The sequence below is a fragment of the Spirosoma litoris genome (genome assembly GCF_054776755.1).
The window spans coordinates 1-12777 of the sequence record NZ_BAAHBI010000015.1 but is presented as its reverse complement, the minus strand read 5'-3'; the positions used below and the strand labels follow the sequence as shown (position 1 = coordinate 12777).

The 12777-nt window shown below is 45.9% G+C and carries 11 protein-coding genes; 9 read left to right on the top strand and 2 right to left on the bottom strand.

Translation table 11 applies throughout. The features are described from left to right. Positions 1 to 305: 305 nt before the first annotated feature. Positions 306 to 1085: a patatin-like phospholipase family protein gene (locus ACYVGR_RS11735; RefSeq protein WP_460956726.1), complete on the bottom strand. Its 780-nt coding sequence runs from the start codon at positions 1083 to 1085 to the stop codon at positions 306 to 308. A 52-nt stretch (positions 1086 to 1137) separates the two neighbouring features. Further along, positions 1138 to 1974 carry an MBL fold metallo-hydrolase gene (locus ACYVGR_RS11730; protein WP_460956724.1) on the bottom strand — a complete coding sequence of 279 codons (837 nt, stop codon included), beginning with the start codon at positions 1972 to 1974 and terminating at the stop codon, positions 1138 to 1140. Between the two features lie 344 nt (positions 1975 to 2318). On the opposite strand from ACYVGR_RS11730, the gene ACYVGR_RS11725 reads away from it, so the two are divergent. From ACYVGR_RS11725 to ACYVGR_RS11685, 9 genes are all read left to right on the top strand, one after another. Then, positions 2319 to 3062 (top strand): AraC family transcriptional regulator, encoded by a 744-nt coding sequence (locus ACYVGR_RS11725; protein WP_460956722.1) that lies wholly within the window; start codon positions 2319 to 2321, stop codon positions 3060 to 3062. 80 nt (positions 3063 to 3142) lie between these two features. Continuing rightward, on the top strand, positions 3143 to 3742 hold the full coding sequence (locus tag ACYVGR_RS11720) for a peroxiredoxin-like family protein (protein ID WP_460956720.1): 600 nt from the start codon (positions 3143 to 3145) through the stop codon (positions 3740 to 3742). A 143-nt stretch (positions 3743 to 3885) separates the two neighbouring features. Then, a complete protein-coding gene (locus ACYVGR_RS11715; protein ID WP_460956718.1) occupies positions 3886 to 4647 on the top strand; it encodes a cytochrome b/b6 domain-containing protein in 762 nt (253 codons plus the stop codon). Then, positions 4644 to 5450 carry a molybdopterin-dependent oxidoreductase gene (locus ACYVGR_RS11710; RefSeq protein WP_460956716.1) on the top strand — a complete coding sequence of 269 codons (807 nt, stop codon included), beginning with the start codon at positions 4644 to 4646 and terminating at the stop codon, positions 5448 to 5450. The genes ACYVGR_RS11715 and ACYVGR_RS11710 overlap by 4 nt, the downstream gene beginning before the upstream one ends. A 12-nt stretch (positions 5451 to 5462) precedes the next feature. Beyond that, entirely contained in the window at positions 5463 to 6200 is a 738-nt protein-coding gene (locus ACYVGR_RS11705; protein WP_460956714.1) for a DUF1223 domain-containing protein, read from the top strand. A gap of 45 nt (positions 6201 to 6245) precedes the next feature. Then, complete coding sequence (locus ACYVGR_RS11700) at positions 6246 to 6650, top strand: hypothetical protein (RefSeq protein WP_460956712.1); 405 nt, start codon at positions 6246 to 6248, stop codon at positions 6648 to 6650. A 420-nt stretch (positions 6651 to 7070) separates the two neighbouring features. Next, positions 7071 to 10325: a SusC/RagA family TonB-linked outer membrane protein gene (locus ACYVGR_RS11695; protein WP_460956710.1), complete on the top strand. Its 3255-nt coding sequence runs from the start codon at positions 7071 to 7073 to the stop codon at positions 10323 to 10325. A gap of 18 nt (positions 10326 to 10343) precedes the next feature. Continuing rightward, the gene (locus tag ACYVGR_RS11690) at positions 10344 to 12026 is read left to right on the top strand and encodes a RagB/SusD family nutrient uptake outer membrane protein (RefSeq protein WP_460956708.1); all 1683 of its coding nucleotides are present in this window, start codon (positions 10344 to 10346) and stop codon (positions 12024 to 12026) included. 344 nt (positions 12027 to 12370) lie between these two features. Then, on the top strand, positions 12371 to 12777 hold a 407-nt coding region (locus tag ACYVGR_RS11685; protein WP_460956706.1), incomplete at its 3' end, for an IS110 family transposase.

The following is a 12777-nucleotide window of genomic DNA, read 5'->3' as shown; positions in this document are numbered from 1 at the left end:
ATTTACCTTTAGGTAAGTAATCATTTTCGTTTATCTATAAATTCTCTGGGCTTATTTGGTAAGATGTTTGCCGTTTGTGGCGAACTATAGTGGTTCCATTTAGTTAAATTTAATCTCGCATTAATCTGTCGACTAGTAAATAACCACTACATCTGACTAGCAGAACCTATCCAGAATGGACGAAATAGGTCTAGGTTGACAATTAGAGCCGGTTTATGCGGTATCGAGTTTTATAACAACAAAATGCCGGAGGAGCCTCCGGCATTTTGTTGTTATAAGACCTAGTAAGGAATGTGAATACAGGATTAGGAGTGCTCTGTCGTTGACCGATAAAGGGATTTTTCAATATCAGCGGCCATCGATCGGGTGTATTGATAGCCTATACGAAACAATTCGCGTGCTTTTCGAACATCAGCAGGACTATAGTTTGCCAGCTCAGCAGGCTCCAGAAGCACATCGCAACGAGAAAATTTAGCTCTTGTTTTTGTCTGAACGGCCAGAATGATACTTCGTTCAATTACCCCGCGCATGGAGCGTATGGGTTTGGTCATGCCAAACGGATTGCAATGTGAGCCAATCAGGAAGTCTACTTTATCTTCAATTACCTCAACGGGCAAATTATTCAGAACACCCCCATCTACAAACTGACGCTTATTAATAAGGAGTGGCTCAAAGATCCCCGGCAGGCAACACGACGCCAAAATGGGCCGAATAAGCTCGCCCTGTTCGAATACCACCTGTTCCCCTGCATTCAGATCAACGGCCACAACATGCAATGGAATCTTTAATCCCTCAAAAGAATCGTGTGGGATATATTTTTTATAGAGTTCACTAGCCGTATCGATCCGTAAGAGCCCCATTCGATTCCAGGCTGGGCGCAGATGGCGCATAAACGATGACGATTCAATAATTTTCAGACTTTCGTCGGGCGTGTAGCCCTGCGAAATCAGTGCGCCAACAATGGCCCCGGCACTGGTTCCAACAATCTGGTCGAACCTAATACCCATTTCCTGCAACGCTTTTATAACACCCAAATGTGCAATTCCACGTGCTCCCCCACCCGATAATACCAAACCAATTTTCATACGTCTAAGCTCATTGATTTTGTAGCTATTGTAGCGCGGGTTTCCACCCGCGCTACAACAATTCCTTTAATTTTCCGCTCTCTTTGATTCGAGCCCCTCGTTCTGTTAACTCAACGGTGGTCGCTTCAATTGTAGGGTCGTGCTCAAAAACCAGAATCCAGTTTTCCTGGGCTGCCTGCTGAAGCAATTGTGTTTTTTCATCCATCGTCAGCAGCGGGCGAACATCGTAACTCATAACGTACGGCAATGGAATATGGGCCGACGAGGGAATCAAATCGGCCATGTAAGCAACGGTCCGACCATTGATCCGAAACAGCGGTAAAGCCATTTTCTCCGTATGCCCATCTACATAATGCAGATCGATATCCGTAAACGGGAATGGATTTTCTTCCAGAAAAGTCAATTGTCCGCTTTCCTGCAAAGGCATAATATTTTCGCGAAGAAACGACGCTTTTTCGCGCGGATTCGGGTTGGTTGCCCATTGCCAATGCGCGGGATGTGTCCAGTAAACTGCGTTCTGAAAAACGGGCATTAACTGTTCTCCATCCCGCCGGACCGCTCCTCCCACGTGGTCGAAGTGCAGGTGGGTTAGAAGCACATCGGTAATGTCGGCTTCTGAATAACCTGCTTTATGAATAGAGTCGAGCAAACTGGCATCGCCATGCAGATCATAGTGCCCAAAGAATTTAGGGTCCTGTTTATTACCAATGCCTGTATCGACTAACAAGAGCCGGTTGTTCTGTTCATATAATAGACATCGCATAGCCCAGGTACAACGATTTTGCTCATCGGCTGGGTTGAGTCTTTGCCAGAGCGGTTTCGGAACAACGCCGAACATCGCGCCACCATCAAGTTTAAAAAGGCCAGTATCGAGGGTTTGGAGAGACATAATGAGTTTTTCAGCAAGTTAGGATTTTATGCCTATCGCCGAAAAATCTTGCTGTCAAGGGTTACCCTATCCGAATACCGATAGTGCTATATTGTCCGGCAGATAAGCTGCTTACTATAAGCCAGTAAAAGCTTTTCAAAAACAGACAAAGGCAATTTGCCTCTAAAGACCAATTAGTAAACGATTATTATTCATGGCAAAAAAATAGTCGGGCCATACCGATACACCTCTATATGCGCTACTCTTATTGTGATCCTAAAACCGAGGGGGTTCTGAATTTAACTTGCCATGAACCAAATTTCGAACGTCAATTTGCGCAGGCGAATTATAGCAGACTGTTGACAATGGCCTGGAACACAGGCCCCGACCAGTCGATTATCATTGACAACAGTACCTATCTGTTTCCGAATCAATCAATCGTACCTCTCGTTTTTAATCAGTCTTTTTCGTTTGAGCGACCCGAAATGATTGTGGCCTGGCAATTTGACCGGGAATTTTACTGTATAGTCGATCATGACCAGGAAGTTTCCTGCACTGGCTTGTTGTTTTATGGCACAAAAACTCCCCTTTTTCTAGATATAGATACGTTGGAGCAACGTAAGTTCGAAGCATTGCTGACGGTCTTTTACGATGAATTCTCGACGCACGATACCATTCAGGGAGAGATGTTACGTATGCTACTTAAGCGTCTAATTATCAAACTAACTCGCTTAGCCAAAGATCAACACATTGATAGAGCCTTAACCGAAAAAGATCTCGACCTTGTCCGACGATTTAATTTATTGGTCGAAATCAATTATCGAAAACTCCATACTGTAAGCGAATATGCCAACCTACTAAACAAATCGCCCAAAACCCTTTCTAATCTGTTTGCACTCTACAACCACCGGAGCCCACTTCAGGTTATCCACGCCCGCATTATACTGGAAGCCAGGAGATTACTTTTATATACTGATCAATCAACTAAAGAAGTGGCGTTTGCTTTAGGCTTTGAGGAGGTGTCGCACTTCAGCCGTTTTTTCAAGAAGCAAACAGGCTATCCACCATCGGAATTTAAAGAAGTACTTACGGCTTTCGGGAAGGATTGATAACAGAATGGGCAGTACGGCTATGGTAAGGCGACAAAAAAGACCTCAGTTTTGTGTCAGCTATCAATCGTACAACTATCATGAACCGTATTCTTTCCATCAGCCTGATTTCGTTGTTATTTGCGTTTACCACGAGCATCGATATTCCACAAAAGCCGGAAGATATCAGCCCTCTGTTAATTGGGGAAACCATTCCAGATACTCATCCAAGATCGCTTGATGGTAACCCGATTTCATTACTCAATAAAGTTGCGGAAAAACCAACCATTCTGGTGTTTTACCGGGGCGGCTGGTGTCCTTATTGCAGCCGTCAATTAGCCGAACTTCGTACGCTTGAACCTGATCTGGAAAAAATGGGCTATCAACTCATTGCCATCAGCACCGATAGTCCCGAAAACCTAAAGAATACTCTCGACAAGAATCAACTCAAGTACACGCTTCTCTCCGATGCGGACCTAACCGTGGCCAAAGCGTTTGGGCTGGCCTTTAAAGCCCCTGCCGCCTACGATGCAACACTTGAGAAAGGCAGCAATGGCAAAAACACCGAAAAGCTACTGCCTGTACCGGCCGTTTTTCTGCTCAACCAACAGGGCATTATTAAATTTGAATACATTAATCCTAATTTTAAGGAGCGCCTGTCGGGTAAGTTATTAAAAGCAGCCGCTGAAAATACGCTCTGATTTTTCATGTAAATTCCTGTAGTTGAGTACTAAACTAAGAACATTCCCCAAACAAAACCGGAATCGGCAATCTAATACACCTAGTTCTTCGTTATTTCACAAATACAACGCTTCCCCGTTTTAACACTCAGCAATCTCACTACATGAAACGCATTGTTCACAAGCATCCCTTGGCTATCCGGTGGTTTCACTGGATCAACTTTCCGGTTCTGTTCGTTATGATCTGGAGCGGATTGCTGATTTATTGGGCTTATGATCCTTATAAAATTCAGATTGGCGATTATACGCTGGTCTCGTTTTTCCCTGACGGTTTCTACAAATTCCTCAATGTTCCTCGCCGACTAGCCGAAGGGATGGCCTGGCACTGGGTGTTTATGTGGTTATTCATGCTCAACGGCCTGTGCTATGTTAGCTACACATTTATTTCGGGTGAATGGCGCCATCTGGTCCCTAACCGTCACTCGTTTCGGGAAGCGATTCAGGTAACGCTTTATGATTTGGGCCTTCGTAAAACACAGCCACCTTTTATCAAATACAATGGCGCTCAGAAGATTGCCTATTTTTCGATTATGCTCATGGGAGTTGGTTCGGTATTAACGGGATTTGCCATCTACAAACCCACCCAATTTTCATGGCTGACGAGTTTATTGGGAGGCTATAAAGCTGCCCGACTAGAACACTTCATTCTTACACTAGGCTATGTATTGTTTTTCTTTATTCATATCGGGCAAGTAATTCGGGCTGGCTGGCAAAACTTCCAGTCGATGGTTACAGGGTTTGAGGTAATTAAGCCACGGGGTGCAGAACCACCCCATAAGCCGGAGCCACAAGATAGCCAACCTATTGACCCACAGCCTGCCGATCCGATCGAACCAGTACCAAGCCCCACTCCTGCCCTATTATGAGTCAGCCTAAAGAACCTCAGCTTCCAGAAAGTAATATTCCCGAATCGGTCGAACGTCGGCAATTGATCAAATCGTTTGGCTGGTTTGCGCTGGCCAGTACCGTGCCGGTTGGTGTTTATGAATGGATCACCAAAAGTCCCGGTGCTCAGGGCATTAAACGTCCCCTCCGGAAAGTACTGGAAGCCAACGAACAAGTTGCCAGAACCTATTTTAGCAATACGCATTTAGTACCTACATTTTCGGTAAGTGAAGCGGCACAAAAAGCGCGCGTCAACGGCTACGATGGCCTGAAAAGCCCCATCCCTGATGACTGGCAATTGCAGATCGACCATCCATCAGGATCGGGCCAACCGCTTATGCTACCTATTGATGCCATTAAAGCGCTGCCCAAACATGAACTGGTGTATGAGTTCAAATGCATCGAGGGCTGGAGTCAGGTGCAGCACTGGGGAGGAGCCCGCTTGTCTGATTTTTTGGCTAAGTATAAGCTTGGTACCAAAAGTGGCAATGGCCCAAATCCCGAGAATCCAGACGATTTTTATAAATATATTGGTCTGGAAACCCCCGATAAAGGCTATTACGTGGGCATCGATATAGAAAGTGCCATGCATCCGCAAACGCTATTAGCGTATGAATTAAACGGACAGCCTATTACAGCACCCCATGGTGCTCCACTTCGTTTGATTATTCCAGTCAAGTACGGCGTTAAAAACCTGAAACGCATTGGTCGGATGTTCTTCTCCGACAAACGCCCACGCGATTTCTGGGCCGAGCGAGGCTATGATTATTACGTGGGATTATAAAATCAGCACATCATGAACTACATACTCATTCTTCTAACTACGTTCGTCATAACGGCATCACGACCTGTCGACACACCAACAAAACTGGTAGTCCAGCCTGTTGTGGTGCTGGAATTGTTTACCTCGCAGGGTTGTTCGAGCTGCCCACCTGCCGACAAAGCGTTGCAGGACATAACCCAGCAGGCGACCCGTTCTGGCCAAACAGTCTACGGGTTGTCGTTTCATGTCGACTATTGGAATCGCCTGGGTTGGCAAGACCCATTTAGTGCCAAACAATTTACCGATCGCCAACGCCAGTACGACAAATCGCTGAATTCTCAAACCTATACCCCTCAATTGGTAATCAATGGGCGACAGCAGGTAGTTGGCGGTCAACGCGGGCGAATTGAACAGGCCATCCAAACGATTCAAAAACAATCGGCATCTGACTTTGTGGGCGTAGATGGTAGTGTTCGTCACGACGCAAAGCAGGTAAACGTCTCTTACAGTTTATCCTCCTCAGGACCGTACCGCATAAACGTGGCCTTAGTCCAGAAAGAAGCCCATACAACGGTAAAGAACGGCGAAAACGGTGGGCGCACCTTAGTTAACATGAACGTTGTTCGAGAATTTAAAAGCATTGACGAAGCCAAAAAATCGGGTAATACAACGCTCACGTTGCCCGCTGGCCTAACTGCCGACCAAACTGCTGTGCTGGTGTATGTACAGCGAATTGACAATGGTCAGATCGTTGGTGCGAAACAGTTATGAGTTTGGCGTGGTTTAGTTATTGTAGAACCACTCCATACTCACGTTATGAAAAAACTAATTGGCCTATTATCGTTGCTGCTTCTCGGAAGAGTAGCAACTGCCCAGACCCAGCCCGCACCACCTACGCCACCAGCTGTTATTTCGGTGATTGAAAGTGTTAGCGGAAAACATTTCCAGCCTGATACGGCCCTAGCGGCTCTATCGGAGGAAGACGAGACGCTATTAACCAAGGAACCGATTGCCAATTGGGGAATATTACAGGACTCAAGCCCTACGATGGCTTACTCTAATCTGGTTATTGGCACCCGTTCTTACCAGTTAGTCATTACAAGGCCGCCCAAATCATCATTTCCGACGGCTATGTTACTACGCTTCTCGACCCCAAAATCGAAGCCCGAACTTATTGCACGAGGTACGCTTAGACCTAAAGCAGAAGAAAAACCAAAATGAACGACTCCATCAATTGTTAAGAGCGCGGGCATCCGCGCTCTTTTTTTATGGCTACGTTTTTCCGCTTCAAACTAAGCCATTTTACTTAGGCTTAAGCTTCCACAATGCTTTTCTGTAAGAATTAAGCTTGATCAATGCTAAACTGTGTTTCAGCAAATACTTGTATTATTTTAATACCGATGCCCACCTATAAGCACAAATACCTACAATATAGTATAAAGTAGATAATTTGTAAGTAATTCAAGGCATTACATAAAAAGCGTATAATTCAATATAAGCAAAATAATATTCCGAAATCGTTCAGTTGAATAGAATTAATAACTAGCAGATTAAAATTCGATGAAAACACATGCTGCTTTTTCATTATTCTGTAGCTTTAGGGAAAAGTAGCATTTTTCTTAACTTAACAACTAACAACTTATGATGAAATCTCTATTAGTGAGTATGCTGTTAGCATGCTCACTCTGGACCACTGCCTGGGCTCAGGAGCGGAGGGTAATCGGCAAAGTAACGTCGGCAGAAGATGGATCTCCTTTACCAGGCGTATCGGTTATCGTCAAAGGAACCAGCAAAGGCGCATCCACCGATGCAGGTGGTATTTACGACATCTCCGTCCCGGCAAAAGGCACTACACTTATTTTCAGCTTTGTAGGCACCGTAACACAGGAAATTAAACTCGGTAATGAAGCCGAGGTAAACGTAAGCTTAGCCTCCGATTCACGTTTGCTTACCGAAGTTGTTGTAACGGGTAGCGGGGTAGCTACCAGCAAAGCCAAGCTCGGTATTGCGGTAGAATCAGTTTCCTCTAAAGACCTGCCCCAAACACCAACGGCCTCCATCGATCAGGCCTTAATTGGTAAAATTCCGGGCGCACAAATTTCATCAACCAGCGGTAACCCCGGCGACCCCGTCAACATTCTGCTTCGTGGTATCAACAGTGTACAGGGCGGTACAAAGCCTCTTATCATGGTTGACGGTGTACAGGTAGCTTCGACCGACATTAACTCGCTCGATTTGAGCAATATTGATCGGGTGGAAGTTGTTCAGGGAGCCGCTTCGGCCTCTATTTACGGTGCTCAGGGAGCAAACGGCGTAATTCAGGTATTTACCAAAAAAGGCAAAAAAGGACGTACAGCCGTTAATTTTTCGTCCAGCTATTCGGCCAATGAATTCCTCAATACTGGTAATGTACACAAAGCTGAGTTGCATCCCTATCTGACTGATGCAAGCGGTAACATTGTTGATGCAAGTGGGAAGGTATTAGACTATACTGAATACGGCGCTATTACTGGTATTTCGTATAAATATGGGGGCGCTACTCGTTATGCTATTCAGGATATTCGCAACGATGCCAATACTCCCTATAATGGAAATCTGAAATACTACGATCACTTCAAACAGGTATTTAAGACGGGAGCCACAACGAACAATACCATCAATATTTCCGGCGCTTCCGAAAAAAGTGACTTCAATATAGCGGCTGCGAATAACCATACGACTTCGCCTATTCTTACGAAGCAAAACGGCTATATTGACAGAAGCAACTTGTCGGCCAACGTGGGTACTGAGCTATTCAAAGGCTTTACGATCCGGTCGACTACCCAGCTGGTTTATACCAAAAATACGATGAAGCCAGGTCTGGGGGCTATTTATTCCCCTTTTAATAATGGTGCCGGGAACGTTGGCTCGGTTTATGGCTTTTTAAATACATCGCCTTTCTTCGATCTGACGCGTAAGCTGGCAGATGGCACATATCCGGTTTACCCAACGGCCGACTTCTTAAGCGTCAACGCAGGTAATCCTTACTATCAGGCTGAATACACCGATGCGATCAACAACAAAATCGATGTTGTTCAAAACTTCAACGCAAACTACAAAGTCAACAAATTTGTTGAGCTGGACGCTAAATATGGTATCAACTACCGGAACGAAACGGCTCGTTGGACCTACTTCAACCAGTCTCAGAATATCAGTTCAGAATATTATCAGTCCTGGGCGTCTAATTACGCTCCCGACAACAAGGGCGAAATCGACAATTATCAGTACAACAACACGTTCCAGAACTTCCTGGGAACGGCCTACATCCGAACGGACTTCCAGGACGATTTCCATCTGAAAGTGCCTATTCAAACCAGTACCCAGATTTCTTTTGACTATCGGAAGAACAAGTCTACACAATATGATACGTATGGTTTGGGTTTAAGTACAGCACCACCATACAACATTGCAGCAACGTCATCGCAGGCTGTAGCGGCTGACGTCGTAACTCCCTTTATCACGTATGGTTATCTGATCAACCAGAAAGTAGATTTTGGTGATTACGGCGGTGTTACGGCTGGTTTCCGTAGTGACTGGTCTTCAGCTTTTGGTGGCGGCTCTACGCCGTTCACATTCCCGCACTTTGATGGCCATATTGCTCCATTATCGTTCTTCAAAAACAGCCCTATATCGAATACACTATCGTACTTCAAATTGAGAGCTGCCTATGGTGAAGCGGGTATTCAGCCAACGGCATTTGACCGCTATCCGGTGTTGAGCCAGCAAAACCTGGGCCCAGGTCTGGTTTACACAGTTCCAACCACCACCAAGAATGCCAACTTACAGGTAGAGGTGTCGAAAGAACTGGAAATTGGTACTGATTTCACCATTGGTGGCAACTCGAACCGCGCATGGCTGAACTCGATTTCGGGTGCTTTCACCTACTGGAAGCGTACGAGCGAAAACGTAATTTACACGGTTAGCGTACCACCTTCTCTGGGGTCAACGGGTCAGTTGACGAACGCGATCAATATGTCGTCCAACGGGGTTCAATTCTCCTTGACTATCCCAGTGTATAAATCGCCAGGTCTGAAATGGGATTTCACGACGAACTTTGGTCATCAGATTTCTAAAATTGATGCCATCTCCGGTGGTGCCGACATTATCTTAACCTCAAATGCAGGTAGCACAGCATTGGTATTAACTCCAGGTCAGCCCATTGGCCAGGTATATGGCTATAAGGCGTTAACTAGCCTGGATTATACCCGACATGACGGAACAAAGTATATCAGCGAAGCCGATCGGAATAACTACACCATTGTTGATGGCCGTGTCGTGAAAAAGTCGGATTACCAGATTCAGTTTACGGACGAAACCTATCCGCTGATGAACCCGAACCCGAAATTCAACATGTCGTTTATCAATGGCGTAAGTTTCAAAAACTTCCTGACGTTAAACTTCCAGTTCGACTGGGTATATGGCAGCCACCTCTATAACCAAACCAAAGAATGGATGTATCGGGATGGCATCAGTGGTGACTTTTCGAAACAGGTTACTATCGATGGCAAAACGGGTGCTTTCCCTGCTTACTGGTCTAGTGCTTATTACAACCTGTGGGGCAGCACACGGGGCGCGGGTAACAACGCAACCAAAGATTTCTTTGTAGAAGATGCCTCGTTCGTACGGCTTCGTAACATCTCCCTTGCCTTCGATCTGGCCAAAGTTGTCAAATTACCCTATCTCAATAAAGCCCAGATCGTATTTACAGGTCGGAACCTGGTAACCTTCACCAAATACAGTGGTTACGATCCAGAAATCAGCTCAGGTAGCTCGAACTCTTCGTTCGACCGTGGGGTGGATCACAGTACACTCCCTAATACCAAATCGTATCAGGTTGGTCTGAATATTGGGTTCTAATTTCAAACGTCCTTATCTATGAAACTCATTAATAAAAATAAATTCTTTGCTACCGTTTGTTTTACGACCCTTATGCTAGCTGGGGTGTCGTGTAAAGACCAACTGGATGTAGGTAACCCGAACGCTCCTACAGTAGCGGCCAATGTTAACACAGAAACCGGGCTTATATCATTTGCCCAGGGTGGCGTATACATCAATGGTTTTTATAACGGCGATGGCTGGCTTGGAAACAGTTACTTCTCGCTCCCGATCGGCTACAGTGAACTGATGGCCGACAACGTTGGGGCTGATGCATCGAACAACCAGGTGACTACCATTGGTGTACCTGATTACATTATTCTCGATGATGGTACGAAAGTGACCAATCCAGCTCCGCAAATAGGTATCATTCGGTCATACAATAGCCGTGCGGCAACCGGAGCGGGCAATAACGCGATTTACTATCAGTGGCTGAACATGTATGCGCTGAACAATGTCTGTAACCAGATATTAGACCTAACAGGCACCATTAAGTTTTCGGGCGATGCTACGAGCCGGGCCAATACCATGAAAGCGTGGGCTTACTGGTGGAAAGGTTTCGCGTATGCCTCTATCGGGTCTATGTATTACGCGGGTCTGATCGACGATAAGTCAGTTACGACAGATGGCAATTATGTGCTGCATGATGCCATTATCAGCAAGTCGAATGATTATTTCAATCTGGCTGCCACTACCTTAGGCGCAGTTACCAGTACAACCGACTATCAGGCTATCTTATCTCAGCTCATTCCCTCGTTTACGCAAGTAGGCAATGGCGGTGTTCCGACTATCGATATGTGGAAGCGGAACATCAATACGATGCTGGCCCGCAATATTCTGGTTAATAAGCTGGCTCCTTTCGTAAATGGAAATCCAGATGCCAAGATCACGAAGTCGTCAACCACAGCGATGACTACTGCCGATTGGAATAGTGTATTAACCCTGGCTAAGAGTGGTATTCAGAAAGGAGACGTGGTCTTTACGGGACGTAGCACAGCTTCTAACTATTTCTTCTCGGCTTCGGGCGGTACAGTTGCTGCGCTGACAACGGGCGTAAATACTGCGACGACGTTCAAAATCAGCGAGCGTTTTATGCAGTCCTTTAACACTGGTGACAAACGGGTTACCAACAATTTCAATACCGCTACGACTTACAAAAACAACTATACGTTCACAACCCGCTACAGCATAACCGCAAATGGTAACGGGGCGCCTGGCGTGTATGTATATGGTACGAAGGACGTTGGTGCTTACGAGGTCTACATTGCGGGCAGCTACGAAGAAAACGCGTTGATGCTGGCAGAAGCAAACATGCGTCTGGGCAACATCGAAACCGGCCTGGGCTTTGTTGATGCGGTAAGAACCTACCAGGGAGCTGGTGTTGCCGCTGTAGCTGGCACGGGCCTAACTCTCTCGAAAGCGCTGACCGAACTAACGAAGGAACGAAGAGTATCGTTGTTTGGCCGTGGCTTATCGTATTATGACAACCGTCGTTGGGGCTGGACTTATGATATCAGCAATGGTGGTGGCAGTTATGGAAACACGGTAGTGACTACCGCTGGTGTGGTTAACAAAAACGTGACCATTAACTATAACTTCATGGATTACTGGGATGTACCCGCTGATGAATCGGTACTGAATCCGACAACTACAAGCGTTGCGACCAAGAATCCAAATTTCTAGTTCGTATTCATTTCTTAGCTTAAAAATAAAAAGAGGGCTGCCTGGGCAGCCCTCTTTTTATTTTTAACGTGAATTATGGAGGATTTACGAATAGAATTATACTAGTTTTTTGTCATGCCTCCTGACGTCGGGATTGTAAGTTTGCCTTGAACAAATAATCTTTGGTTGTCCAGCTCATACCTACGTCGGGATGGTCTTCTAGACCGGTTGTCATGATCGGTAGGCTGGATAATCAATCTCATGCAACCCGGACAGTTCAGTGGGCAAAAAGCCCGTTTCACAATGATCCGGGCCGCCGGTGCGGTACTCAGCATGAGCACTACTTACCTTATTTCGTTTTAAGTATGGACCAAACAACCCTGTATTACGGCATTGATGTCAGCAAAGATACCCTCCACATCAGCCACCAAAGCGGCATCGACGACAAAGGCCAACCCCAATGGAGCTATCAAACCCTGCCTAACCAAGTCCAGCACATCGAGCAATGGGTAATCCAATTGCCACCCCATAGCCACCTGATTTTCGAGCATACAGGCACGTATTCGGCTCGGCTGGCTTGGGTGTTAGCCCTCCACAAGCATCCTTTTAGTATCATCACGCCCGCCCAAAGTAAGGGATTTGCCGCCACCTTGAAGTCCATCAGCAAGACCGACCGTAGTGATGCTAGCCTACTAGCCCGCTATGGGCAAGTTTTTCAGCCACCCCTTTCACAACTGGCCGATGAAGCCTTGCATCAACTTCGTCAACAACA

Bases quoted from the DNA above. Each gene is read 5' to 3' on its own strand.
- ACYVGR_RS11690 (WP_460956708.1), top strand. From the start codon at position 10,344: ATGAAACTCATTAATAAAAATAAATTCTTTGCTACCGTTTGTTTTACG.
- ACYVGR_RS11710 (WP_460956716.1), top strand. From the start codon at position 4,644: ATGAGTCAGCCTAAAGAACCTCAGCTTCCAGAAAGTAATATTCCCGAA.
- ACYVGR_RS11725 (WP_460956722.1), top strand. From the start codon at position 2,319: ATGGCCTGGAACACAGGCCCCGACCAGTCGATTATCATTGACAACAGT.
- ACYVGR_RS11705 (WP_460956714.1), top strand. From the start codon at position 5,463: ATGAACTACATACTCATTCTTCTAACTACGTTCGTCATAACGGCATCA.
- ACYVGR_RS11695 (WP_460956710.1), top strand. From the start codon at position 7,071: ATGATGAAATCTCTATTAGTGAGTATGCTGTTAGCATGCTCACTCTGG.
- ACYVGR_RS11735 (WP_460956726.1), bottom strand. From the start codon at position 1,085: ATGAAAATTGGTTTGGTATTATCGGGTGGGGGAGCACGTGGAATTGCA.
- ACYVGR_RS11700 (WP_460956712.1), top strand. From the start codon at position 6,246: ATGAAAAAACTAATTGGCCTATTATCGTTGCTGCTTCTCGGAAGAGTA.
- ACYVGR_RS11730 (WP_460956724.1), bottom strand. From the start codon at position 1,974: ATGTCTCTCCAAACCCTCGATACTGGCCTTTTTAAACTTGATGGTGGC.
- ACYVGR_RS11715 (WP_460956718.1), top strand. From the start codon at position 3,886: ATGAAACGCATTGTTCACAAGCATCCCTTGGCTATCCGGTGGTTTCAC.
- ACYVGR_RS11720 (WP_460956720.1), top strand. From the start codon at position 3,143: ATGAACCGTATTCTTTCCATCAGCCTGATTTCGTTGTTATTTGCGTTT.